The organism is Actinophytocola xinjiangensis (assembly GCF_001921215.1).
GTDB classification, from domain to species: domain Bacteria; phylum Actinomycetota; class Actinomycetes; order Mycobacteriales; family Pseudonocardiaceae; genus Actinophytocola; species Actinophytocola xinjiangensis.
On record NZ_MSIF01000004.1, the window covers coordinates 434719 to 460609 of the forward strand.

The 25891-nt window shown below is 72.5% G+C and carries 14 protein-coding genes and 1 tRNA gene; 11 read left to right on the top strand and 4 right to left on the bottom strand.

The window, feature by feature from the left end:
- Nucleotides 1-8: 8 nt before the first annotated feature.
- The 11 genes from BLA60_RS12390 to BLA60_RS12440 all read left to right on the top strand — a co-directional run bounded on the left by BLA60_RS12390 (nt 9) and on the right by BLA60_RS12440 (nt 21553).
- Nucleotides 9-7490 (top strand): amino acid adenylation domain-containing protein, encoded by a 7482-nt coding sequence (locus tag BLA60_RS12390; protein WP_154814294.1) that lies wholly within the window; start codon nt 9-11, stop codon nt 7488-7490.
- A complete protein-coding gene (locus tag BLA60_RS12395; RefSeq protein WP_075132949.1) occupies nt 7487-8509 on the top strand; it encodes a TauD/TfdA family dioxygenase in 1023 nt (340 codons plus the stop codon). Before BLA60_RS12390 ends, BLA60_RS12395 begins: the two co-directional genes overlap by 4 nt.
- Complete coding sequence (locus BLA60_RS12400) at nt 8506-15039, top strand: amino acid adenylation domain-containing protein (RefSeq protein WP_075132950.1); 6534 nt, start codon at nt 8506-8508, stop codon at nt 15037-15039. Before BLA60_RS12395 ends, BLA60_RS12400 begins: the two co-directional genes overlap by 4 nt.
- Entirely contained in the window at nt 15036-15254 is a 219-nt protein-coding gene (locus tag BLA60_RS12405) for an MbtH family protein (RefSeq protein ID WP_075132951.1), read from the top strand. Before BLA60_RS12400 ends, BLA60_RS12405 begins: the two co-directional genes overlap by 4 nt.
- On the top strand, nt 15247-16197 hold the full coding sequence (locus BLA60_RS12410) for an ABC transporter ATP-binding protein (RefSeq protein ID WP_084734867.1): 951 nt from the start codon (nt 15247-15249) through the stop codon (nt 16195-16197). Before BLA60_RS12405 ends, BLA60_RS12410 begins: the two co-directional genes overlap by 8 nt.
- Nucleotides 16194-16967 carry an ABC transporter permease gene (locus tag BLA60_RS12415; protein WP_075132952.1) on the top strand — a complete coding sequence of 258 codons (774 nt, stop codon included), beginning with the start codon at nt 16194-16196 and terminating at the stop codon, nt 16965-16967. Before BLA60_RS12410 ends, BLA60_RS12415 begins: the two co-directional genes overlap by 4 nt.
- A complete protein-coding gene (locus tag BLA60_RS12420) occupies nt 16954-17736 on the top strand; it encodes an ABC transporter permease (protein WP_154814295.1) in 783 nt (260 codons plus the stop codon). Before BLA60_RS12415 ends, BLA60_RS12420 begins: the two co-directional genes overlap by 14 nt.
- A 16-nt stretch (nt 17737-17752) precedes the next feature.
- On the top strand, nt 17753-18991 hold the full coding sequence (locus tag BLA60_RS12425) for an ATP-grasp domain-containing protein (RefSeq protein ID WP_075132953.1): 1239 nt from the start codon (nt 17753-17755) through the stop codon (nt 18989-18991).
- Complete coding sequence (panD, locus tag BLA60_RS12430) at nt 18988-19419, top strand: aspartate 1-decarboxylase (protein ID WP_425427051.1); 432 nt, start codon at nt 18988-18990, stop codon at nt 19417-19419. The genes BLA60_RS12425 and panD overlap by 4 nt, the downstream gene beginning before the upstream one ends.
- A 320-nt stretch (nt 19420-19739) precedes the next feature.
- A complete protein-coding gene (locus BLA60_RS12435) occupies nt 19740-20501 on the top strand; it encodes a hypothetical protein (protein ID WP_154814296.1) in 762 nt (253 codons plus the stop codon).
- Complete coding sequence (locus BLA60_RS12440) at nt 20498-21553, top strand: GNAT family N-acetyltransferase (protein WP_075132954.1); 1056 nt, start codon at nt 20498-20500, stop codon at nt 21551-21553. Before BLA60_RS12435 ends, BLA60_RS12440 begins: the two co-directional genes overlap by 4 nt.
- Nucleotides 21554-21725: 172 nt before the next feature.
- On the opposite strand, the gene BLA60_RS12445 is transcribed toward BLA60_RS12440, so the two are convergent.
- The 4 genes from BLA60_RS12445 to BLA60_RS12460 form a co-directional block, all read right to left on the bottom strand.
- Nucleotides 21726-23567 (bottom strand): AfsR/SARP family transcriptional regulator, encoded by a 1842-nt coding sequence (locus tag BLA60_RS12445; protein ID WP_075132955.1) that lies wholly within the window; start codon nt 23565-23567, stop codon nt 21726-21728.
- A 399-nt stretch (nt 23568-23966) separates the two neighbouring features.
- Nucleotides 23967-24497, bottom strand: a complete 531-nt coding sequence (locus tag BLA60_RS12450; RefSeq protein WP_154814297.1) for a hypothetical protein — start codon at nt 24495-24497, stop codon at nt 23967-23969.
- 100 nt (nt 24498-24597) lie between these two features.
- A tRNA-Arg gene (locus BLA60_RS12455) sits at nt 24598-24670 on the bottom strand.
- 110 nt (nt 24671-24780) lie between these two features.
- Nucleotides 24781-25863: a LacI family DNA-binding transcriptional regulator gene (locus BLA60_RS12460; protein WP_075132957.1), complete on the bottom strand. Its 1083-nt coding sequence runs from the start codon at nt 25861-25863 to the stop codon at nt 24781-24783.
- Nucleotides 25864-25891 lie beyond the last annotated feature (28 nt).

A 25891-nucleotide genomic window follows, 5' to 3' on the forward strand; every position in this document is an offset into this window, starting at 1 on the left:
ACGCGCGCATGGCCACTCTGTCCCTCGCCCGACGTGCGCTGATGGCGGAGTTGGTGCGGGAACGGTCGGGGGCGATCCCGCGGCGTCCCGCCGGGGCGGACCCGCTGTCGGCCGCGCAGCAGCGGATGTGGTTCCTGGACCAGTACGAGCCTGCCCAACCCGTCTACAACGTGTATGTCGCGGTGCGGCTGGTCGGCGCACTCGACGTCGACGCCCTGAGTCGCGCGATCGACACGGTGGTGGAGCGGCACGAGATCCTGCGCACCACCTACGCCCTCTCCGACGGGGCGGTGACGCCGGTCGTCCAGCCCCCGAGCCCCCGGCCGCTGCCGGTCGTGGACGTGGTCGATGAGGTGGCGGCGGCGGGAGAGCAGGCGCGGCTCCCGTTCGACCTGGCGACAGGGCCGCTGCTGCGGACCTTGCTGCTGCGCAAGGCCGAGCACGACCACGTGCTCGTCCTGACCTTGCACCACATCGCCGCGGACGGCTGGTCGCTCGGCGTCCTCGTCACCGAGATCACCGCCCTGTATCGGGCGTTCACCTCCGATCAGCCGAATCCGCTGCCGCCCCTGCGGGTCCAGTACGCCGACTACGCGCACTGGCACCGGGCCCAGGCGGACGGCCCCACGGCCGACCGACAGCTCGCCTACTGGCGGGAACGCCTGGTGGGCGCCCCCGCCCTGCTCGTCCTTCCCACCGACCGGCCGCGCCCGGTGCGGCGCTCGGGCATCGGGCGCAGGCAGCGGTTCATCGTCGGCCGCGACCTGGTGGCCGCGCTGGAGTCGGTGGCGCGCTCGGAACGGGTGACCCTGTTCATGACGCTGCTCGCGGCCCTGAACGTGGTGTTGGCCCGCTATTCCGGGCAGGCGGACGTGTGTGTCGGCACGCCGATCGCCAACCGGACCAGGCCCGAACTCGAGAACCTGATCGGGTACTTCGCCAACACCCTGGTGCTGCGCACGGACCTGTCCGGCGACCCGACCTTCCGCGACCTGCTCGGGCGCGTCCGCGAGGCCACGGTGGGCGCATACGACCACCAGGACGTCCCGTTCGAGCGGCTGGTGGACGACCTCGCCCCGGACCGCGACCCGAGCCGAACCCCGCTGTTCCAGGTGCTGCTGGTGCTCCAGAACGCGCCGATGCCCACCCCGGCCACCCCCGACGTGGTCGTCTCGGACGTGGAGATGCACAACGGCACGGCCAAGTTCGACCTCACCCTGATGGTCTACGACCAGGACGGCGAGCTGACCGTGACCGTCGAGTACGCCACCGACCTGTTCGACGACACCACCATCACCCGGTTCTTCGGCCACCTCCGCAACACCATGACCGCGCTCACCGCCGACCTCGACCGTCCCGTGTGGACCTTCGAGCAGACCGGCGCGGACGAGCGGGCGCTCATCGCCTCCTGGAACGACACCGACGCCCCGCTGGACACCTCGCTCCTCGTGCACCACAGGATCGACGCGCAGGCAGCGCGGACCCCGGACGCGGTGGCGGTCGAGACCGACGACGGCTCCGTGACGTACGGCGACCTGGTGCGACGGGCGAACGGGCTGGCGCACCGGCTGCGCGCGGCCGGAGTCGGCCCGGAATCACCGGTCGGCGTGCTGCTGGACCGCTCCGCCGATCAGATCGTCGCCCTGCTGGCGGTGCTCAAGGCAGGCGGCGGATACCTGCCTCTGGAACCGGAGTACCCAGCGGAACGGGTGGCGTACCTGCTGCGAGACACGGGCGCACGGGTGCTGGTGTCCGAACGGCACGTCGCCTCCGTGGTCCGGGTGGACCCGAAGGCCGACCCGGCGGACACCGCGCCCGCCGCGGACGTTACCGGCCCGAGCCTCGCGTACGTGATCTACACGTCCGGGTCGACGGGCGCCCCGAAGGGTGTGGTCGGCACGCACGAGGGGATGCTGAACCGGCTGACCTGGCTGTGCGACACCTACGGGTTCGACGCCGCCGACCGGCCGTTGTTCAAGACCCCGTTCAGCGTCGACACCTCCATCGAGGAGATCTTCGCGCCGCTGCTGGTCGGCGGCTGCGTGGTGGTGGCCAGGCCGGACGCCCACCGCGACCCGGCGTACCTGGTGGACGCGGTGATCCGGCACGGCGCGACCCGGCTGCGGTTCGTGCCGTCGCTGCTCGGACCGTTCCTGGCCGAGCCGGGGGTGCGGGAGTGCGGGAGCCTGCGGCAGGTGTTCTCCGGCGGCGAGCGCCTGCCCCGGGTACTGGAACGCCGCGCGCTCGACGTGCTCGGCCCGATCCTGCACAACGTGTACGGGCCGACCGAGGCGTCGATCGACGTCACCGCGTGGCAGTGCCGTGCCGACGACGACCTGGCGATGGTGCCGATCGGGACGCCGATGGCCAACGCCCGCGTCCACCTGCTCGACGGCCACCTCCGCCCGGTGCCGGTCGGCGTGCCCGGCGAGCTGTACATCGGCGGTGTCTGCGTGGGGCGTGGCTACTTGGGCAAGCCAGGTCTGACGGCCGAGCGGTTCGTGCCGGACCCGTTCGCCGAGGGGCGGCGCCTCTACCGGACCGGCGACCGCGCCCGCCACCTGCCCGACGGCCGGATCGAGTACCTGGACCGGGTGGACCGCCAGGTCCAGGTGCGCGGCCACCGCGTCGAGCCCGGCGAGGTGGAGGCGGCGCTGACCCGGTGTGCGGGCGTCGACGACGCGGCGGTGGCGACTGTCCCCGACCGCGACGGGATGCCCAGGCTGGTCGCCTACCTGGTCGGCGGAACCACCATCACCCGCGTCCGCGCCGAGCTGCGGGACCGGGTGCCCGACCACCTGGTGCCCGCGGTCTTTGTGTTCGTGCCCGCCCTGCCGCTCACTCCGAACGGCAAGCTCGACCGGCGCGCTCTGCCCGTCCCGGACGACACCCGGCCCGAGGTCGGCGACTTCGTGCCACCCACCGGGCCGAGGGAGACGGCGCTCGCCGCGATCTGGCGGGACGTGCTCGGCCTGGAGCGGGTCGGTGCGGAGGACAACTTCTTCGCCCTGGGCGGCGACTCGATCCGGACGATCCGGGTGGTGTCGATGGCCAGGGACGAGGGCATCGGCCTGTCGGTGCGCGACCTGTTCGAGCACCAGACGGTGCGCGGGCTCGCCGCGGCGGGCGACACCGCAGCGGCCCCGAGCACCCGGACCGCCCCCTTCGACCTGGTCCACGAGGAGACGCCCCCCGGGATCGAGGACGCCTACCCGCTGTCGGCCACCCAGGCGGGCATGGTGTTCGACCGCGAGCTGGAGGGCGACCCCGCCACCCACCACCTGGTGCTGAGCTTCCACCTGCGCGGCCGCTTCGACCGCGACGCGCTGGTCGACGCGCTCGTCTGGGCGGCGGGCAGGCACCCCGCGCTGCGGACGTCGTTCAGCCTGGCGGACTACTCGCGTCCGGTGCAGCTCGTGCACCGGACGGCCACCGTGCCGTTCACCGTCGACGACTTGACCGGCGCGGCGGACCAGGACGGGCGGATCGCCGAGTGGGTCGAGCGGGAGCGCGGACGGCCGTTCGACCTCGCCGAGCCGCCGCTCGTGCGGGCGCACGTCCACCTGCGCGGCCCGGACGCCTTCCAGTTCACCCTGAGCAGCCTGGCGCTGGTGCTGGACGGCTGGAGCGTGGCGTCACTGCTGACCGAGCTGTTCGAGGCCTACGCGAGCAGGCGGGACGGCGAACCGTGGCCGGACGCGCCCGCCCCGGCGAGCACCTACCGGGACTTCGTGGCGTGCGAACTCGCCGACGCCGCCGGGGAACCGGCCGAGGTGACCTCGACCCCGCTGCCGCCGCCGTGGGGCGAGCCCGGCCCCGGGCTGGTGGACGTGCCCCTGCGGGAGGGTATCTCCGCTGAGCTGCGGCGGCTCGCCGAGCAGGCCGGGGTGCCGCTCAAGAGCGTCCTGCTGGCCGCGCACCTGCGGGTGCTGAGCCTGGTGACCGGGCGGGCCGACGTCGCCACCGGGCTGGTCACGAACGGCAGGCTTGAGGAGACCGACGGGGACCGGGTGCTCGGCCAGTTCCTGACCGTGCTGCCGGTGGCTGCGCGGATGGCCCACGGCTCGTGGGAGTCGCTGGCGCGCGACGCCTTCGCCGCGGAGCGCACAGGTCTGGCCGCGCGCCATCACCCGACCGTCCGCGCGGGCACGCGGTTCGAGACGGTGTTCAACTTCGTGCACTTCCACGTCTACGGGCAGCTCGATGGTGTGGACCTGGTCGACTCGGCCGGGTTCGACGGCACGAACTTCCCGCTGTTCACCGAGTTCAGCATCCACCCGGTGAGCGGCGCGGTGCGGCTGCGGCTTCAGCACAAGCCGGGCAGGCTGGGCGCGGAGCAGATCGCCGACATCGCCCGCCACTACGCGACCGTGCTGGCGGTCATGGTCGACGAACCGACCTCCCGCCACGACCGGCTGCCCCTCCCCGTTCCGAAAACCCCCGCCGTCGTGGAGCCGACGTTCTCCGGGCGTACCATCCCCGAGTTGTTCGCCGCGCGCGCCGCCAGCCGCCCCGACGCGGTGGCCCTGGTGTCCGGCGACCTCCGGATGACCTACCGCGAGCTGGACGAGTGCTCCAACGCGCTCGCGTCGAGGCTGCGCGCGGCGGGGGTGCGGCCGGAGACCGTGGTCGGCCTGGTGCTGCGGCGCTCCGTCGAGACCGTGGTCGGGATGCTCGGGGTGCTGAAGGCGGGCGGCGTGTACGCCGTGGTCGACCCGGAGCCCGCTGCCCGCCGCGCGGAGCTGCTGACGGCGGCGCGGGCGGACGTGGTGGTGACCACCGGCGACGTGGCCATGGACGGCCCGGTGGTCCGCGTCGACCTGTCCGCCCGCGCCGAGGCCACGGCCTGCCCGTCCGACCCGGACCAACTCGCCTGCCTGGTGTTCACCTCTGGCACGACCGGGCGGCCCAAGGCGGTCGGCCTGCCGCATCGACAGATCGTCAACCGGCTGGCCTGGTCGTGGCGGGCGCACCCGTTCGAGCCGGACGAGGTGGGCTGCCTGAAGACCCCCTCGGGGTTCGTCGACTCCTTGTGGGAGGTCTTCGGGACACTGCTCGCCGGGGTGCCGTCGGTCGTCGTCGCGGAGGATGACGCCCGCGACCCGTACCGTCTGACCGCGCTTCTCGCCGAACACTGGGTGAGCCGGGTGCTGCTGGTGCCCTCCCTGCTGCGGATGATGCTCGACGCACACCCGAACCTCGCCGAACGGCTGCCGCGCCTGGTGCTCTGGCAGACCAGCGGCGAGCCGCTGCCCGACGACCTGCGCCGCGCGTTCGCCGCCCGCCTGCCGTCCGCCCGCCTCGTCAACGTCTACGGCGCAACAGAAGCCTGGGACGCGACCTCCGCCGATGTCACCCACGGCGCAGGCATCGTCCCGATCGGACAACCCCTGGACGGGACGCGCGTCCACATCCTGGGCCCCGCGCTCCGGCGGGCCCCGGTGGGCTGGCCCGGCGAGCTGTACGTCGGCGGCGAAGGCGTGGCCCGCGGCTACGCGAACGACCCCGCCACTACCGCGGCGCGGTTCGTCCCCGACCCGTTCCGCACCGGAGGACGCCTGTACCGCACCGGCGACCTGGCCCGACTGCTGCCGGACGGCCGCATGGAGCTGCTCGGCCGGGCCGACCAGCAACTCAAGGTCCGCGGCGTGCGGGTGGAGCCCGCCGAGATCGAAGCCGTGCTCCGCCGCCACGACGCGGTGCGCGAGGCCGTCGTGGTGGCCGGGGACAGCGGGCTGGTCGCCTTCTACGTGGGCGACGCCGACCCGGACGACCTGCGTGGGCACGCCAGGCGGAGGCTGGCGGCCGCTGTGACGCCCTCGGCGTTCGTCGCGTTGGACGTGCTGCCGTCGACCGCCAACGGCAAGGTCGACCGGCGCGCGCTGGCCCGGCTCGTGCCCGATCGGCAGGCCGTGGTCCCCGCCGGGTCCGACACCGAGCGGACGCTCGTCGAGATCTGGGCGGAGGTGCTGCGGCACAACGGGATCGGCGTGCACGACGACTTCTTCGCCGTGGGCGGCGACTCGCTGTCCGCGACCCGGATCATGGCGCGCGTCCGGCGGGTGCTCGACGTCGAGCTGACCGTCCGCGACCTGTTCGACGCGCCGACGGTCGCCGGGCTCGCGGCGCTGGTCGAGGCGGGGCGGACCGTGGCCGACCGGGCGACGGACGGCCGGAACGTGTTGTCCTACGGGCAGCGCGGCCTGTGGTTCCTCGACCAGCTCGCCCCCGGTGGCGTCGCCTACAACGAGCGCTACGCGCTGCGGCTCACGGGTGACCTGGACGTGGCCGCGCTGGACCGCGCGCTGCGGGAGGTCGTGCGCCGGCACGAGGTGTTGCGCACGGCGATCGACGTGGTCGACGGCGAGCCCGTGCCCCGGGTCGTCGCCGTGCCCGACAGCGTGCTGGAACCGTCTGTCGACTCGGTCGCCCGACCGTTCGACCTCACGGCCGGGCAGCTGCTGCGGGCCGCGGTGGCGCGGACCGGCCCCAACGAGTGGATGGCCGTGCTGGTGATGCACCACATCGCGTGCGACGCCTGGTCGATCCGCGTCCTCATGCGCGAGCTGACCGCCCTGTATGCCGCGTTCACCCGGGGCGAGCCGTCGCCGCTGCCGGAACTGGACACCCAGTATGCGGACTACGCGCGTGTGCAGGCCGCTCGGCTCGGTGGCCGCCTGGAGACGCTGGTCGACCACTGGCGCACGCGCATGGCGAGTGCCACGGTGCTCGACCTTGCCCCCGGCAGGGAACGCGGGAGGCGACCGGCGGCCGTGGCCGCGGCGACCCTGCCGCCCGAGGTGTGCCACGCGGTGAAGAACCTGGCGGCGAACCACCGGGCGAGCCTATTCATGGCACTGCTGACCGGGTTCGCGATCGTCCTCCGCGACCGGACCGCCGAGGACGACATCGTGGTGGGCACCGACGTCGCAGGCCGGGACCGGGCGGACTGGGAGGCGCTGATCGGCTTCTTCGTCAACCAGCTCCCGCTGCGGATCGACCTGACCGGCGATCCTACCTTCGGCGAGCTGCTCGACCGGGTCCGCGAGGTGACCCTGGACGCCTACGCGCACCAGGAGCTGCCGTACGCCCGGATGGTGGACGCGCTGCGCCCGAACCGTGCCCCGGCATTCCAGACGAAGCTGGTCCTGCAGAACGTGCCGGACGAGGACCTGCGGCTGCCCGGACTGGCCCTGGAGCCGATCGAACAGCACCGCGGCACCGCCCAGGTCGACCTGAACGTGCGTGCCGCGGAGGCACCGGATGGGCTGCGCCTGTCCGCCGAGTACGACGCGGACCTGTTCGAGGCCGTCACGGTCTCCGGCTTGCTGGCCGCGCTGACCGCCGTGCTCGACCGGGGGGCGTCCGCGCCGGACACCCGCCTCTCGGCGCTGAGACAGGCCGGACACCACGACGACCGGGCGGGCGCGGCCCGACTGAGCCGGGCCCGCCGCCGCGCGGCGACCGGACGGGACAAGGGGGAGCAGTGAGCACGACACCGAAGTCAGCCGCGCCGGGGCGAGTCCGCAGGCGCGCCGTGCCCGACGAACTGGTGCGGTTCACTCCGCTCCGCGCCGACCGGCGGCTGCCTCTGGTGGCGCGGCCCACGGTGCGGGGGGTGAACCTGACCGCGTGGGCAGTGGCCCACCGCGACACCGTGGAAGCCGCCCTGCACAGCGACGGCGGCGTGCTGTTCCGCGGGTTCGGGGTGCCGTCCGCCGAGGCTTTCCAGGGCTTCATGACCGCGATGTACACCGAGCTGGTCGCCGAGCACGAGCGGTCCTCGCCGCGCAGCCGGGTTTCGGGGAGCGTGTTCACCTCTACCGACCACCCGGCCGACCAGGCGATCTTCCCGCACAACGAGATGTCCTATTCGCACCGGTGGCCGATGCGGATCGCGTTCTGCTGCCTCACCGCCGCCGAGACCGGGGGCGCCACCCCGATCGCCGACACCCGCGAGGTGCTGCGGCTGATCGACCCCGACATCCGGGAAACGCTGGTGCACAGGAAGGTGCAGTACGTCCGCAACTACGGCGGCGGGTTCGGGCTGCCCTGGCAGACGTCGTTCCAGACCACCGACAGCACTGAGGTAGACGCCTACTGCGCGAGCGCGGGCATGGTCGCCGAGTGGCTCGGCCCCGACCGGCTGCGCACCCGCCGGGTCGCATCGCCGGTCGCCCGCCACCCCGTCACCGGCGAGCAGGTGTGGTTCAACCACGCCACGTTCTTCCACGTCGACACGCTGGAACCGGCGCTGCGGGACGCCTTGACCGCCGAACTCGCCCCGGAAGACCTGCCGACGCACACCTTCTACGGCGACGGCACGGAGGTCGAACCCGACGTGATGGCCGGGCTGCGGGCGGCCTACCGGGCGGCGACGGTGTCGTTCCCCTGGGAAGAGGGCGACGTCCTGCTGCTGGACAACATGCTCGCCGCGCACGCCCGCGCGCCCTTCACCGGGACACGCCGGGTGGTCGTGTCGATGGCCAGGGAGGAGGGCGGGGCATGACGACGACCGGAGTGGAGGGCTACCGGCTCTCCCCTGTGCAGCAGCGGCTGTGGACCTTGGGCGGCCCGGACGTGCGGCTCACCCTGCGCGTGGATGACGTGCCGGACTCGGCCGTGCTCGCTGCGCTGCGCCGGATCGCCGACCGGCACGAGATCCTGCGCACCACGTTCCCCGTGCCCGCGGCGATGGACATGGCTGTGCAGGTGATCGGCGACGAGCCCGCGTACCGGGTCGAGCGCACCCGGTCCGGCTGGGAGATCACCCTGTCGCCGCTGGCCGCCGACGCCGCGTCGCTGGGCGTGCTGGCGCGGGAACTGGGCGACGAACTGGCCGGGATCGCCCCCGTCCAGCCGCCGCAGTACGCCGACCTGGCCGAATGGCTGCACGAGACGCTGGAGTCCGGCGACGACGACGCCGCCCTGGGACGGGCGCACTGGGCCGCGGTGGCCGCGCGGTGCGACCGCGCCGGGTTCGCCGGTCCTCTCGTAGAGCCGGTGCGGGCGCGGGCCGTCCTCGGCGCGGCCGTCTCGGCCCGGCTCGGCGCGGACGCGGAGACCGTGCTCCTCGGCTGCTGGCAGGAAGTGCTGCGCGCCTCGACCGGACGGCCGGATCTCGTGGTGGGCGTCGCCCAGGACGGGCGGCGGCACGCCGAACTGGTGCGGGCGATCGGACCGCTCACCCGGCACGTGCCGGTGCGGTGCGTCCCCCAGCCCGACCTGAGCGTGGCGCTCGAGGTGGCGACGCGCTGGCAGGAGCACTTCGACTGGGACGAGTTCGCCAGCGCCGTCGGGCCGGACACCACCTGCTTCCCCGCGCTGTTCGACTTCGCCGACGTGTCCGGCGCGGGCGCGGTAACCGTGACGGGTGTGGCGGCGGACGAGGACGGCGCGGTCCGGCTCTCCTGCCTCCGTCGTGCCGACGACATCGTGCTGACCGTGCACCACGAGCCCGCGTACGCCGAGCTATGGCTGGAACGGCTCCAGACCGTGCTGGCCGGGCGCCTGGCCGGGCTGGGCGACCTGGAGGTCGTCGGCGAGCGGGAACACCGCACCCTGCTGTCGTTCTCCGGCGTGGCCGGGGACGAGCGCACCGACACCTTCCACGGGCTGTTCGCCGCCCAAGCCCGCCGCACCCCGGACCGGACCGCGCTGGTCGCAGGGCAGGACCGACTCACCTACGCCGAACTCGATGCCCGCTCCGACCGGATCGCCGGATGCCTGCGGGCCCAGCCGGACGAGGCGGTCGGGCTGTGCCTGGCGCCGTCGGCCGACCTGGTCGCCGGGCTGCTGGGCGTGCTCAAGGCGGGCGGCGCGTACCTGCCGCTCGACCCCGCGCTACCCGCCGAGCGGATCGCGTTCATGCTGGCCGACGCCGGAGTCACCCAGGTGCTGACCGACACCGCGCTCGCGCCCAAGTTCCCCGACCACGACGTCGTCACCGTGGACGATCTGCCCGACCGCGCGAACCCCACCGCGGCGGCCACCCCGGCGAACCTCGCGTACGTGATCTACACCTCGGGCTCGACGGGACGGCCCAAAGGCGTCCAGGTCGAACACCGCGCGGTGGCGCACTTGGAAACCGCGATGCGGCAGGCGATCCACCGCCACCACATCACCGGGCCCGCCGATGTCGCGGTCAACTGCGCGCTGTTCTTCGACGCCTCCGTGCAGCAACTCGCGTTCCTGCTCACCGGGCACACCCTGCACGTGCTGCCGGACCGGACCCGGCAGGACGACTTGCTGCTCGTCGACTACGTGCGCGACCACCGGATCGACGTGCTCAACTGCACGCCGTCCCAGCTCAGGCCGCTGCTGGACGGCGGACTGCTCGACGCGGCCCCCGCGCTGCTCCTCGTCGCGGGCGAGGAGATGACACCCGACCAGTGGACCCGGCTCGGCGACACGACCGCGACCGCCGCCTACAACATCTACGGCCCCACCGAGTGCACGGTCAACGCCACCGCGGTCCGGGCGGGTGAGGGGAAGCCGTCGATCGGCGGCCCGCTGCCCGGCTACCAGGTCTTCGTGATGGACGAGCGCCTGCGGCCCGCGCCCGTCGGCGCGCCCGGCGAGCTGTACCTGGGCGGCCCGGCACTGGCCCGCGGTTACCTGCGGCGGGCGGCGCTGACGTCGACGCGGTTCGTGCCACACCCGTTCGGGTCCGGTGAGCGCCTCTACGTGACCGGCGACCGGGCGCGGTGGAACCCCGACGGGACACTCGAGTTCCTGGGCCGCGCCGACCACCAGGTGAAGATCCGGGGCCACCGGGTCGAGACCGGGGAGGTCGAAGCCGTTCTCCGCGAGCACCCGGAGGTGCGCGACGCGGCCGTGGTCGTCCGGGAGGACGAGCAGGCAGACCGGCGGCTGCTGGCCTACGTCGTCGGGCCGCCGGAGGGCCTGCGTGAGTTCCTGGCCGAGCGCCTGCCCTCGTACCTGGTACCGAGCGGGTTTGTGGCCATGACCGAGTTCCCCCGCACCTCCAACGGAAAGCTCGACCGCGCCGCGCTGCCCGCGCCCGGCGTCCGACCCCCGGGAACGGAGTACGTGCCGCCCGCCTCGGCGACCGAACGCGTGCTCGCCGAGGTGTGGCGGGAGGTCCTCGGGGTTGAGGTCGGCGTCGAGGACAACTTCTTCTCGGCGGGCGGCGACTCGATCCGCAGCATCCGGGTCCGGGTCGAGGCGCAGCGCCGGGGCGTCCGAGTGTCTGTCCAGCAGATGTTCGACCACCAAACGGTCAGGGCCCTGGCCGCCGCGGTCGGTCCGGTCGCGGACGAGGACGCGCCCACCGCGCCGTTCGACCTGGTCAGCCCACGCGACCGGGAGTGGCTGCCCGATGACGTGGTCGACGCCTACCCGCCCACGATGATGCAGCTAGGGGTGCTGTTCCACAGCGAGCTGAACCCCGAACTGCCGATGTTCCACAACCTCCACGGCGCTCACCTGCGCGCCCCGCTGGACGTGCCCGCGCTGCGGACGGCGCTGGCGGGACTCGCGGAGCGGCACCCGATGCTGCGCACGTCGTTCGATCTGACCACCTACAGCGAGCCGCTCCAATTGGTGCACCGGCTGGCGAAGGTTCCGCTGCGCGTCGAGGACCTGCGCGGGCTGACCGAGGGCCAGCAGCGCGAACGGCTCGCCGAGTTCACCGCCGCCGAACTGCGCGACCGGTTCGACCGGACCCAGGCCCCGCTGCTGCGGATGGCCGTGCACCGCCGGTCCGACGACACGTTCCAGTTCACCCTCACGCTGCACGAGAGCGTCGTCGACGGGTGGAGCGTCGCCGCCCTGCTCACCGAGCTGTTCGAGCGCTACCGGGCCGTGCTCGCCGGAGACGCGACGCCCGCCGACCCGCTGGCCGCCACCTTCCGCGACTACGTGGCCGCCGAGCGGCGCGGCCTGGCCGACGCCGACAGCGCCGAGTTCTGGCAGGCGGAGCTGAGCGGGATGCCCACGGCTCGGCTCCCGGCCGGGGACGGCGGGCACCGGATGATCCGCGTGCCGGTCGACACCGAGACCTCGGCCGGGCTGTGGCGGGTCGCGCGGGCCGCGTCGGTGCCGCTCAAGAGCGTGCTGCTGGCGGTGCACCTCCACGTCGTGGGCGAGTTGCTCGGGACGCCGGACGTGGTGACCGGACTGGTGGCCAATGGGCGGCTGGAGACCGCGGACGGGGACCGGGTGCTGGGCCAGTTCCTCAACACCCAGCCGCTGCGGCTGGACACCCGGCGTGCGTCGTGGCCGGACCTGGCGCTGGCCGCGTTCGACGCGGAGCGCCGCCTGCTGCCGCACCGCAGGTACCCGGTGGCCCGGGTCGAACAGGACCTGGGCGGACGGCTGTTCGACACGCTGTTCAACTTCACCCGCTTCCATGTCTATCGGGGCCTGCGGGACGTGGACGTGCTCGACCGCCAGTTCACCGAACGCATGGACGTCGCCCTCGCCGCGGACTTCTCGGTTGGCGGCCTGGACGACAGCGCCGACCCGGCGATCGGCCTGACGATGAACTGCAACGGCGTCGACGCCACCAGGGCCGAGGCGATCGCCGCCCGGTACGCCTCCATGCTGGCCGCCGCCGCGGCCGGCAGCGAGCTGCCCGAGCCCGCCGCGGTGGCGCGTGCCGTGGGCGCCGATGGCGAGATCGACGGCCTGCTCACCGACCGGTTCGCCGCGCGGGTGCTGCGCACCCCGGACGAGGTCGCCCTGGTGTGCGGCGATGTGTCGCTGTCCTACCGCGAGTTGAACACGCGGGCGAACCGCGTCGCGCACGCCGTGGCCGCCCAGGGGATCGGTCCGGAGGACGTGGTGGCGCTGACGCTGCCGCGCTCGGCCGACGCTGTGGTCGCGCTGTTCGGCGTCCTGAAGTCGGGCGCCGCCGCGCTGCCCATCGACCCGGACCAACCCGCGCCCCGGATCGCGGCCCTCCTGGACGACGCCCAGCCCGCGCTGACCCTGTCCGCGCTGGACCGGCAGGCGAGCAGCCGCGACGACGACCCGGACGTGCGGCCGGACCCGGCCAACGCCGCCTACCTGCTCTACACCTCCGGCTCGACGGGACGACCCAAAGCCGTGGTCGTGCGGCACCGCGGCCTGGCCAACCTGTTCGACGACCACGCGGCCGTGCTGTTCCCCGGTCCGGAGCGCATGCGGGTCGCGCTGACCGCGTCGCTCGCGTTCGACACGGCTTGGGAGGGCCTGCTGGCGATGGTCTCGGGCCACGAGCTGCACCTGATCGGCGACGACGTGCGGCGGGACGCGGGCGCGCTGGTCGCCCACGTCCGGGAACACCGGATCGACCTGCTCGACGTGACGCCGTCGTACGCGCGGCTGCTGTTGGAGGCCGGTCTGCTGGACGGTCCGCGCCCGCCTCGGGTGCTGATGCTGGGCGGCGAGGACGTCCCGGCCCCGCTGTGGCGGGCGGTGGCGTCCGCGCCGCACACGACCGGCCACAACTACTACGGCCCTACCGAGTTCACAGTGGACAGCCACGGCCGCGAGGTGGCCGGCGACGACCCGTCCATCGGCGCGCCGATCCGTAACACCGCGGCCGCCGTCCTCGACTCGCGGCTGCGGCCGGTCCCCGTCGGCGTGGCGGGCGAGCTGTACCTGGCTGGCGCGGGATGCGCGCGCGGCTACCACCGGCGCTCCGGGCTGACCGCCGCCCGGTTCGTGCCCGACCCGCACGCGGACGGCGGGCGGATGTACCGCACCGGCGACCTGGTGCGCTACCGGGCGGACGGCGCGCTGGAGTACCTCGGCCGGACCGACGACCAGGTGCAGCTCCGCGGCTTTCGGGTGGAAACGGGCGAGGTCCGCGCCCGGCTGGCTGAACAGCGCTGCGTGCGGGAGGCGGCGGTCGTGGTGCGGGACGGCAAACTCGTCGGGTACGTCGTCGGCGACGTCGAGCCAGGCGAGCTGCGCGACCACGTTGCTGCCGTGCTGCCCGGCTACATGGTGCCCTCCGCGTTCGTCGTGCTGGACGAACTTCCGTTGACCGGCAACGGAAAGCTCGACGTGCGCGCCCTGCCCGCGCCCGCCCCGGCCGCGGGCCGTGACCCGAGGTCGCGCCGCGAGGAGCGGCTGTGCGCCCTGTTCGCACGGGTTCTCGGAGTCGACCGGGTCGCGGTGGACAGCGGGTTCTTCGAGTCCGGGGGAGACTCGCTGCTGGCGATCCGGCTGGTCGGGCTGGTCCGCGCCGAACTCGGTGTCGACCTGCCCCTGCGGACGCTGTTCGACGCGGACTCCCCCGCGGCGATGGCCGCCGTGCTCGACCGATCCGCGTCCCCCGACGACGGCGGCGTGCTGGTAGCGCTGAAGACCACCGGCGCCCTCCCTTCGCTGTTTTGCGTGCACCCGGGCGTCGGGCTCGGCTGGGTCTACGCGGGACTCCGCGACCACGTGGGGGACCGGCCGCTGTACGGGCTCCAGGCGCGAGGCGTGGACGGTCCGGCCGAGCTGCCCGCGGACCTGTGGGACATGGCCGCCGACTACGTGGCCGAGATCCGCGCTGTCCAGCCGGAAGGGCCGTACCACCTGCTCGGATGGTCGTTCGGCGGGCTGGTGGCGCACGCGATGGCCGACCTGCTCCGCCAAGCGGGCCAGAAAGTCTCATTGCTCGCCCTGCTGGATGCCTACCCGGTCACCTCCGGCGGGCAGTCCCCGCTGGCGGAGCTGTTCGACGACCTGGGTGTCTCCCAGGAGCACACCCCGAGCGACCGCGTGTCCGCCGCCCGGCTCCTGGCCGAGCGGGGCCCGCTGTCCGGGATGGCCGAGTCCCGGGTGGCCGCCATCGTGGACGTCGCGGTGAACAACTTCGCGCTCGCCGCGCACCGGCCCGGCGTCCACGACGGCGACATCCTGTTCTTCACCGCGGCCCACAGCAGTTCTCCCGAGGCGCACCAGGCGTGGCTGCCCCACGTCACGGGCGTCCTCGACAACCACTCCGTCGACTGCGCGCACGCCGACCTGGCACGGCCGGAGTCGCTGGTGTCCATCGGGTCCGTGCTCGCGGCCCACCTGAGGAAGGAACCACGATGACCAACCCCTTCGACAACCCCGACGGCGTCTTCCTGGTCGTGGTGAACGACGAGAACCAGCACGCGTTGTGGCCCTCGTTCGCCGAGGTGCCCGCCGGGTGGCGGACCGCGCACGGCCCCGCTGGCCGCGACGAGTGCCTGGACTACGTCGAGAAGCACTGGACCGACATGCGCCCGGCCAGCCTGGTGCGCCGGATGTCCCGGGTCGATGGCTGAGCCGGTGGTCGCCGCCGAGGGGGTGGCGCGGTGGTTCGACGTGAAGCGGGCCCGCGTCACCGCCCTGGAGTCGGTGTCGTTCGAGATCCGCGCGGGGGAGGTGGTGACGGTGCTCGGCACCAACGGGGCGGGAAAGACCACCCTGACGAAGATCCTCTCGACGCTGCTGCTGCCGTCCCGGGGGACCGTGCTGGTGAACGGCCACGACGTGGCCGCCGACCCGCGCGGGGCGCGGGCGGCGACCGGCGTGATCTTCGGCGGCGACCGCGGCCTCTACACCCGGCTCTCCGGGCGCGACAACCTGCGGTTCTTCGGCATGCTCTCCGGGGTCGGCCGACGCGATCTGCGGCAGCGGCTGCCCGGCGCCCTTGAGCAGGTCGGGCTGGCGGGTGCGGCCGACCGCGCCGTCGAGACGTACTCGAAGGGCATGCGGCAGCGGCTGCACATCGCGATCGGGCTGATCGGCAGGCCCAGGGTGCTGCTGCTGGACGAGCCGACCGTCGGCCTCGACCCAGTGGAGGCGCAGCGGCTGCGCGCAGCGGTCGCCGACCTGCGCGCCGATGGCGCGGCGATCATGTTGACCAGCCACAACCTGCTGGACGTCGAACGCCTGGCCGACCGCGTGCTGATGCTGCGCGGCGGCCGGATCACCCACGACCTGCCGCTGCCGGAGTTCGTCCGGCAGGTCGGCCACACCGCTACGGTCACCGTGCGCGGCCGTGGCCGACCGCCCGCACCGGGCGCGCTGCCCGACGGCGTGACGGTGTCGGAGGTGGCCGACGTCGACGGCGGGTGGGAGGCCACCTTCTACCTGCGCGGCTGGGACCGGCAGACGTTCGACTACCTCGGCGGGTTCATGGCGGACGCGGACGTGCTGGACTGCGCGGTCCGGGAGTCCCGGGTGGACGACGCCTTCGCCCGGTTGGCGGGCGCGGTCGGATGAGCGCCGTCGCCGAGGTGCTGTGGACTGGGGCGCGGCATCAGCTCCAGACCATGCGGGTGGGCTGGCGCGTCGCGGTGATCGTCGCCGCGATCCAGCCCGTGGTGTTCCTGCTGATCACGCTGGGGGCGTGGCCCGACGGCTCGGCGGCAGCGACGACCAGGTCCGCGACCGGTGTGCTGCTCACCGCGTTCTGGGGCGCGACGGTGTGGGGAGGGGCGGCGATCTTGCGGCGGGAGCGCGCGGAGGGCACCATCGGCGCACTCCTCACCGGCGTGCGCGACCCGCGGCTCGTGCTGGTGGGCAAGGCGTTCGGCGCGAGCCTGGGCAGCGTGGCGACCATCATGACCACCATCGCGCTCGTCCTGGCGCTGCTCGGTCGCCCGGTCGCGGTCGCCGAGCCGGGCTGGTACGCCGTGGGACTGCTGGCGGTCCTGGCCTCCGGCACGGCGCTGGGCACGTTGCTGTCCTGCCTTTTCTTGATGACCCGGCACGGCCCCGAGCTGTCCAGCGCGCTGATGTACCCGGTGTTCCTGCTGGCCGGGCTGCTGATCCCGGTCGACATGATCCCCGCTTGGCTGCGGCCCGCCGCGTGGGTGGTGAGCCTGCACTGGGCGCAGCGGTTCCTGACCGGCTCCGCGCAGGGCGCCCCGGACTGGCCAGCGCTGGGGGCGGTCGTCCTGCTCACCGTTGGGTACCTGGGCGCCGGGATCGCGCTGTTCGGGCGGATCGGCAGGCTGGTGAGAGAGAGGGGGACCGTTGACCACAGCTGACCTGTGGCGGGCGGGGGAGTCCGTACGGATGGGCGTGCGGCTTTACCTGGCCGAGTACCCGCCGCGCATCCTGGCCACCACGGTGTGGCCGCGCGCGGTCCTGCAATGCCTGTTCCTGACCCTGCTGGGGCGGGTCGTCGGCGGTGCGGAGGGCGCCAGGTTCGCGTTCGTGGGCGCCGCGGCGCTGATCGTGACGCTCCGCACCACGACGGGCCTGTCGGACATGCCGATGCGGGACAAGCTGTACGGGACGCTGCCGCGTGTCCACACCGGACATCTGTCGCCCATCGTCGTGCTGGCGACCAGGACCGTGCCGTACCTGGTCGACGCTCTGGTGGCGGTCGTGCTGTGCCTGCTGGTGGTGGGACCGGTGACCGGCAACGCGGCCACCTCCCTCGCGCTGGCCCCGCTGTTGCCGCTGTACGCGGTCGTGGTGCTCACCAGCGCCGCGGCCGGGCTGGCGTGCGCGGCGCTCGCCGTCCGCGCGGGCGTCGACGAACTCATCGGCAACGGGCTGTCCTACCTGATCATCGCCGTCGGCGGGGTGCTGATCCCACCCGGCGTCCTCGGCTGGGCGGACGCGCTGGGCAGCGTGCTCCCGATCCGGCACGGCCTCCAGGCGATCCGCGCCGCCCTCGCGGGCGAACCGTGGCTCGCCCACCTGGCCGCCGAACTCGGCGTGGGACTCGGCTGGGCGCTGCTCGCGCTGGTCACCGTCGCCCGCCAGACCCGCCGCGCCCGCAGGCGCGGCGACACCGACTTCTACTGACAGACAAGGGGAAACCATGATCGGGAACGTCCTCCTGGTCGGCGCGCACAGCTCGTCGGCCAAGGAGATCCTCAACGCGGCCGACGAACTGGGCGTGGCCGTCCACGTGGCGACCCACCGCAACGTGTTCGCCAACTACAGCAAGGAGTTCCGCGACCGGTTCGCCGGCGCGATCTTCCCGAATTTCCTCGCCGGGCAAGCCGCGATGGACGAGCTGGTCGCCTACGGCAGGGACAACGACATCGGCGGCGTGCTGTGCGCGTGGGAGTTCCTCTCGCCCGTCGCGACCCGCGTCGCCGCCCGGCTCGGCCTGCCCGGCCACGACCCCGACCTGGCCGACGCGTGCCGCAACAAGGCGTTGATGGCCAAGGTGCTCAGCGCGAACGGTGTCCCCGCTCCGCGCACGTGGCTGGCCTCGGGCCTGGAGTCCGTGCGGGCGCGGATCACCGAGCTGGGACTGGACTTCCCGCTCGTCGTCAAGCCCGCCGAGAACGCCTACTCGATCGGCGTCTCGGTGGTGGACTCGCCGGACGCGCTGCCGGACGCGGTGCTCAACGCGCAGCGGTGGATGACCGAGCTGCCGCACGGCCTGCCTCTGGACGTCAGCATCCTGATCCAGGAGTACGTCGACGGACAGGAGTACAGCGTCGAGACGGTGATCAGGGGCGGAGCGCAGCACCACCTGGGCATCGTGCAGAAGTTCACCACCAGCGGCGTCACCCGGGAGGAAGCCGGGCACACGGTGCCCGCCACGCTGACGGACTCGGAGCGCGCTACGGTCCTCGACGCGGTCGGCCGCAGCCTGACCGCCCTCGGCTTCCGCGACGGCGTCGCGCACACCGAGTTGAAGCTCCACAACGGTATCGCCAAGATCATCGAGATCGGGGCGCGGCCACCCGGCGACCACATCGTCCGAGTGCTGCGGTACGCGCGCGGCGTCAATGAGGTCCGTGCCTACCTCCAGGTCGCCATCGGCCGGGAACCGGACCTGTCCGAAACCCACGACGGCGCCGCGGCGATCCGTTTCCTGTCCACCGGCGAGCGCGGCGTCTTGGACGGTGTCATGGACGTCCCGGAGCCGCCCGGCGTGGTGGAGACAGTCCGCTACCTGGCCCCCGGCGACGACGTCGGCAACTACTACGAGACGTTCACCAGGGTGGGCCACGTGATCCTCCGCGAGTCGTCCGCGCCCGCGGTGAACAAACTGGCGGATGACCTCGTGGCCGCCGTGACGATCAGCGTGCGGGAGGGGTGACCACCGTGGACCTGACCCTGATGAAGTCGAAGATCCACCGGGCCAGGGTGACCCAGGCGGACCTGCACTACGTCGGCTCGCTGACCATCTGCGGCACCCTCCTGGACGCGGCGGGCCTCTACCCGGGCGAGAAGGTGGACATCGTCGACATCGACAACGGCGCCCGCCTGTCCACCTACGTCATCGAAGGCCCACCCGACACCGGCGTCATCGGCATCAACGGCGCCGCCGCCCGCCTGATCAGCCCTGGCGACCTGGTGATCATCATCGCCTACGCCCAGATCCCGGTCGACCAGGCCCGAGCCTTCACCCCCCGCGTGGTCTTTGTGGACGAACACAACCGCGCCACCTCCAACGGCCACGACCCAGCCGACGCCCCAGACCGCTCCGGCCTCCACCGCGGCGACACCGTGACCCGCGCCGTCTGACACACCGGGCGGGTTGACTCGTCCACCCGGTCGGACAGGGGACCGATACTCGCTCAAGTCGGACACACCATGAACGCGAGTTTGTGGTGGAAGTGGTTCAGCAGCCATTTCCGCACGGTTCCGCGCGGCTGGGCGTAGCTGATGGAACACATCGAACTTTTGGCCGGACAAGCGGCAGATGCCAGGGAGCGGGGATGTGCCCGGAACAGACACAAAAGTGGACACGTGGACGGCGGACCCGGACAAGGAGCGGACATCCTGGCCCGACCCCCGGACCCCCGGATGGCACGCTCCGCCGCGTGTGGAACCAGGTGCGGACGATGCGGTGGCGGCGCGGCTACCTGCGGGTGGTGCGCTCGTCCTTCGCCACGGTTCCGTTCTACCGCGAGCTGTGGGCCCTCGGCGGCCACACCGATCCCGTCCTGCTTCCCGGGAAGGCCGCGGTGGACGGCGGCGCGGTGGTCCCGTCCGCGCTCACCGGGCGAGTGGGGGATCTGGTGCCGCTCGCGGGCGGTCCCGCCGACATCGATCCGTGGCGGGGGCTGGGTCCGGTGCTCGCTGAGCACCTGGCAGTCACCGCGGGCGCGCTGGTCGCCGTGGTCGACCCGACGACGCCGCGGCCGCCGGTCGACCTCCCCGAGGGCGTCCGGTCCTGCGTACTCGACCCGGCCGGGCTGGGCGGGGCGTACGCCGGGGTGTTCGACGAGGTGGCGAACCACCTGCGGCGCGGCGAGCGGGTTGTCGCCGTGGGCGGGGACAAGGACCTCGACCAGCTCGCCGCCGCCCTGCCCGAGCTGCTGGCACACCGCTTGACCCGCGCGCCGGTCCGGGCTCCCGATGACCTGCCGTCCCCGGTCGGGCCGGTCGCCTTGATCGCGCATCCGCTGCTCGGGGTGCTCGGCGCTCTCGGCGGGTGCGGGCGGTGGCACCTGGACCACTGCCGAGTGTACCTGCGCGCCACCTCGGCGGGCGCGGCGTACACGCTGCTGCGCCAGCGCTCTCCGCGTCTGGTGGACGTCATCGCCGGGAGCGGGCGCCCGGGACTGTGCCCGAGGCACGGGACGCCGGTGGTCGAGCCATGACGCTCACCGCCCGCGTCCACGACCCCCGGGCGGACGACGAGCCGAGCGGCTGGGCGGAGTTCGGGGCCCGGTGCGGGCTGCACGCGGTCTGGGACTACGGGCTGATGCGGCTGGAGGCGTGGATGTCGCGCAACCCGGCGGTGCTCGGCGTGGTCCGGGACGGCGACCGCATCGCCGCGGCGGCCACCGTGTTGATCTGCCGTCCGTGGTGGAGGAAGCCCCGGTACGCCTCGACGCCCACCACGCGGACGGCCTGCGGGTGGCCGCGGTGGGCTGAGGTGTACACGCCGTGGCTGTCCGGCTACCCGGCCGTGGTGTTCGACCCCGACCTCACCGACGACGGCAGGCGGGCGGCGGTGCGCGCGTTCGAGCGGGCGGTGCTGCGGCACGTCGGGCCGGGGCTGATGGGCATCACCTACAGCCCGGTGTACGCCGACACGGTGTCCGTGCTGAACCGTCCGCTGTGCCGCACGTGGCGCAACGACCCGACCACAGTCCTGCCGAACGAGTGGTCGACGGAGGACGACTGGCTGGCCACGCTGAGCAAGGCGCGGCGGACCAGCATCCGGCGGTACGCCCGCAAGATCGACCGCGACCCCACCCTGGAGGTGCGGGAGGGCTGGGGGCGTACCGACACCGACCCGCACGAGCTGGCCACGCTGATCAACCGGCACCGCGCCCGTCTCGGCGGCCTGCCCCGAGACCCGAGGACTGCGGTGGCCGGGGCGTTCCTGGCCGAGTTGCTGCGACGGAAGGACGTCCGCCTGCTCACCTACCGCGACGCCGACGGCACGCTGCTCGCCGCGAACACGCTGCTGGACCACCCGTCCAGCATCGTGTTGCAGCACTGGGCGGCACTCGCCCCGGCCGAGGGCGGCAGGCACAACCTGTACTTCGACTGCTACCTGCGCTGCGTCCGGCACCTGATCTCGGCCGGGCGCGACGAGTTGACCTCCGGCCGCGGACTCGTGGACGTGAAGACGTCCCTGGGCTTCCGCGAGCGCGAACTCCACACCGTGGCCGTCCCCCGGCTCGCGGTGGGCGCCCGATGACCACCGACGTGCTCGACCCCCGCACCGACGCGGAGCCGCCCTACTGGGCCGAGCTGCGGCGCCGGGCGGGACCGCGCACGGCGTTCGCCCGTACGGTTGCCTGGCCCCGGGAGCGAACCGAACGGCCGCTGAGGGTGCTGCCTCGGATGAGGACGGTGCTCACGCCGGGATCTCAGATGTTGAGCGACAGTCCGGGTACAACCGAGCTCGTCTCGACCACCATGGCCCGCGCGTACTCACGGAGCAGGTGGTAGAAGTGGTAGCGACCGGCGGTCTGCTGTGACAGGAGGTGGACGTCCAGCAGGTCTTCGAGGAGTTGCTCCGTCTCACTGACGGTCGTCGCCAGCAGCTTGGCCGCGTCGTGCACGTCGAAGTCCGACTCCGAGTGCAGGCCGAGCAGCTGGAACCTCCGACGCTGTTCGGCGGTGAGGTGCTGGTAAGAGCCTATGAAGGCCTCGCGCACACTCCGGTCGCCGGTCGCGAGCTCGTCAAGGCGGTCCTCGCCATCCCGCAACCGCCGCGCGAGGTACCCGACCGTCCAACTGGGACGGTTGTGGAGCCTCGACGCCGCGATGCGGATGGCCAGCGGGAGGTGCCCGCAGAGTGCGACGACCTCGTCGACCTCCGCCGGTTCGGTCGCCGTGCGCCGTGGCCCAGCCACCCGCCTGAAGAGGTTCACGGCATCATCGGGTGGCAACACATCCAGAGATAAGGAAGAGGCACCCTCCAGATCGCCGAGACGGCGCCTGCTCGTGACGAGAACTCTCGTCCCGGACGTCCCCGGCAGTAACGGCCGCACCTGCGCGGCGCTCTCCGCGTTGTCCAACACCACCAAGACCCGCTTGCCCTCCAACTCCGACCGCCATCGTCCGACCCGTGGCACCACACCTTCGGGGACTCGTTCGGCCGGTACGCCGAGACAGCGCAGCAGCAGGTCCAACGCGGCAGCCGGGGACAACGGCAGCTGCCCCGGCGTATGACCCTGGAGGTCGAGGAACAGCTTCCCGTCCGGGTAGTGACCGGCGAGCAGATGGGCGACCCGCACCGCGAGCGCGGTCTTGCCCGTGCCAGCCATACCGTCGAGCGCGTTGATGAGGACAGCTGTGCCGGTCGCGGGCACGGTCGTCGACAACAACCGGTCGATCTCCGTGGTCCGGCCGGTGAAGTCCATGATGTCGTACGGCAGGAAATTGGGCCCGCCCGTCGCCGTCGTGAGGTCGGGGCCCGGGGCATGGTTGACGGCAACTTCTGCCGAACCCCCTGCCATGCCGGTGAGCGGTTCGGCGTCGCTGCGCAGGATCTGCTGGTGCAACCGGCTCAGGTCAGGGCCTGGATCCATACCCAGTTCCTCAGCCAGCAAGGTCCGTGCCTGCTCGTAGACGGCAAGCGCCTCCGACTGCCGTCCCGACCGGCACAGGACCAGCATCAGCTGGCACCGGAGGCTCTCCCGCAACGGGTGCTCGGCCACGGCGTCGGACAATTCGGGGATGATGCTGGCCGCTTCACCTCGCTCCAGCTTCCAGCCCGCGAGCAACTCCAGGGCCGCCAGCCGCTGTTCGCCGAGTCGGGCTGCTGCCGTCTCGATCGCGTAGCCGCTCAGACCGGCCAGCGCTGGACCGCGCCACAGCCGCAGCGCCTCGGAGACAGTGCGAACAGCCGCACTCCGGTCGCCCGCCGCAGCCTCCCGCTGTGCCCTGTCGACAGCGTGACCGAACTGGGCCGCGTCGATCCAGGCATCGGCCACGTCTGCCCGGTAGCCGGGGCCGTCGGTGACGATCATCGTCCTGGCGGGTCCGAGGCTGCGACGCAACGCTCCGATCGCGTTGTGCACCTGCCGCTGAGCCGTCTCGGGCGGGGAGCCCTCCCACAGCACGTCGATCAGTTTGGCGGTGGTCAGGACACTGTTCGCGTTGATCAGGAGCGCGGCCAGCAACCTCTCCTGCCGACTGCCCCCGAGCCGGTACCGCCGCTCATCGATCCACACTTCCAGCGAGCCGAGCAGCCGAAACTCCACGTTGCCAACTCTGTGAGACGTTCCTGTGGCGTCACTGACCATGGCTCCCCCGATCAATCGCAACCCCGGCCTGCGACCCTGGCTCCACCAAAGCTAGGCCGCGGCGCTTTCATCGCGCTTACATCCCCTTTCCTCACGACACCGGCTGTCGAGGGCGGGGTGAGATGGTCTTGGTGTCGGTTCCGGAGTCGGCTGAGGCGTCGCTTGAGCGGGTGCTCGCGTGTGGCCGAGTGGGAGGCGGTGCTGGCGCGGCTGCTGTCATGCGCGGGGTGGCCAGTCGGCGACGAGGTCCAACGCGGTCAGCGCGTTCGGGGCGCCGGATTAGAATGTCCCGTATGTCCTAATCGCACACATTCGGGCAAGGTATTGACAAGCGGTTCCAGCTTTGGCGATGTCTTCTTATCGCATGATCAACTCAGTGGCGGAGCTTGTGCGGCGTGGTCTCGATACCGAGTCGGTCGGCAAGCCGCCCGAACCGCTGGGTAACTGAATCAGGCCGCCATGGCGTCCCGTGACCGAGAGGGTTGACTCCCAGTCAGTCTCAGGCCACGGCCCGCCCGAACGCGCCCAGGGCCGCCGGTCGCAGTGTTTGCGGCATCGCCGCGGCTCTGCGAAGAACCTCTCGAATACCTGGACCTGCCAGCCACGCATCGTGTCCCGATCGATGTCGACGACCTCGAAGTAGGCGTCGATGAGCTGGTTGACCGTCCCGGTGGTCCGCGGCGCCCGCTGCTCGTCAACCCGGTTCAACCAGCGGGTGAGCGCCTGCTCGGCGACCTTGTCGATGTTCGGTGTGCCGGCCTCGATGGTCTCGCCCACGTAGATCGGACGCTTGGTGATCGGATCGTGACCGTTGTAGACCTGAATCCTCCGTGCTCCGCTACGGAGCGTCGTGATGTTCCCCCGTCTGCGCCGGTTCGGCGTCGTCATGACTCCCCATCACCCGAATGTATGCCACGAGTGATGCCACAAGACCACCGAACGCGTTCCCGAGAAGATCAACTTCTCGGGAACGCGCTGGTCAAGCCAGCGCCCCCGGCAGGACTCGAACCTGCGACCCAGAGCTTAGAAGGCTCCTGCTCTGTCCGCTGAGCTACGAGGGCATGGCGGGCCGCACTGCCCTTCGGCAGGATGCTGCCCTTGGGTCTGATCGTTCGGAGGACCTCTGTCGTTTCCGAATTCGCTCAGATCGGGGGTGTGATTTGGGCTGGGGCTACCTCGGTGCCGGTCCGGTCGAGCCTCGGACCTGCAGTTCTACCCCGATGGTGACCGGTCTGCCCGGTCTTGCTCCGTCGAGCATCCGCAGCGCCAGCGCGCCGGCCTGTCTGCCCTTCTCGACCAGGTCCTGGCGGACGGTCGTGAGCGACGGCTCCCCCCAGCTCGCGGCGGGGGTGTCATCGAAGCCCACGATCGACACCTCCCCAGGCACGGCCAACCCCAGCTCGTCGGCGGCTCGGAGCGCGCCCAGCGCCAGTTCGTCGGACATGCACAGCACCGCGGTCGGCCTCGGCCGAAGCCCGAACAGCCACCTGGCGCCCTCCCTGCCCAACTCCCGGACACTGCCCGGCGCCTCCCAGAGCGGCACCTCGTCGGCGACAATACCCTGTTCAGCGAGCCCTTTCAGATATCCGGCATAGCGGTCGAGTGATACCCGGAAGTGCGCTGTTCTCACTCGTTCGGGTGTCGCTGGGCCGCGCCAGCCGTCGGCGCTGAGGCTGAAGCCCAGGACCGCGACGCGGCGGTGTCCGAGTTCGGTCAGGTGCCGGGCGGCGAGACGGGCGCCGCCGAAGTCGTCCACCCGCACGCTCGCCGCCCCGGGGACGGCCGGCTGGTCGATGACCACCAGCGGCAGCTTGCGGTCGGTCACCGCCTGGAGGGCCGGGGCGTCGTCGGGCAGCGAGTACGCGACGACGACGTCGGTCTGTGCGCGGATGACGCTGGCGGCCCTCGGGCCGGCGTCGTTGGTCCCGGGCAGGAGCAGCAGCGCCCGGTCCCCGCTGTCGACGGTGGCGGCCAGGGCATCGAGCAGGATGCACAGCGCCGGGTCGGAGAACGCCGAGGACAGGCCCTCGCAGAGCATGAACGCGACCGAGCCGGCGCGCTGGGTGGCCAGCGACCTGGCGACCGGGTCCGGGCCGGCGTAGCCGAGCTGTTTGGCGGTCGCGATGATGCGTTCGCGCAGTTGGGGCGAGAGCTGGTCGGGTCGGTTGTAGGCGTTGGACACCGTCGCCCTGGACACCCCGACCTGTCGCGCGATGGTGTCCAGGGTGGGACGACGTACCCGCTCCTGGCTCACGCGTCAAGCCTATTCCGCTCCGGGGACC

Excerpts from the sequence above, each read along its gene's own strand:
- BLA60_RS12390 (WP_154814294.1), top strand. The coding sequence starts at position 9 with ATGGCCACTCTGTCCCTCGCCCGACGTGCGCTGATGGCGGAGTTGGTG.
- BLA60_RS12400 (WP_075132950.1), top strand. The coding sequence starts at position 8,506 with ATGACGACGACCGGAGTGGAGGGCTACCGGCTCTCCCCTGTGCAGCAG.
- BLA60_RS12405 (WP_075132951.1), top strand. The coding sequence starts at position 15,036 with ATGACCAACCCCTTCGACAACCCCGACGGCGTCTTCCTGGTCGTGGTG.
- BLA60_RS12410 (WP_084734867.1), top strand. The coding sequence starts at position 15,247 with ATGGCTGAGCCGGTGGTCGCCGCCGAGGGGGTGGCGCGGTGGTTCGAC.
- BLA60_RS12415 (WP_075132952.1), top strand. The coding sequence starts at position 16,194 with ATGAGCGCCGTCGCCGAGGTGCTGTGGACTGGGGCGCGGCATCAGCTC.
- BLA60_RS12425 (WP_075132953.1), top strand. The coding sequence starts at position 17,753 with ATGATCGGGAACGTCCTCCTGGTCGGCGCGCACAGCTCGTCGGCCAAG.
- BLA60_RS12435 (WP_154814296.1), top strand. The coding sequence starts at position 19,740 with ATGCGGTGGCGGCGCGGCTACCTGCGGGTGGTGCGCTCGTCCTTCGCC.
- BLA60_RS12440 (WP_075132954.1), top strand. The coding sequence starts at position 20,498 with ATGACGCTCACCGCCCGCGTCCACGACCCCCGGGCGGACGACGAGCCG.
- BLA60_RS12450 (WP_154814297.1), bottom strand. The coding sequence starts at position 24,497 with ATGACGACGCCGAACCGGCGCAGACGGGGGAACATCACGACGCTCCGT.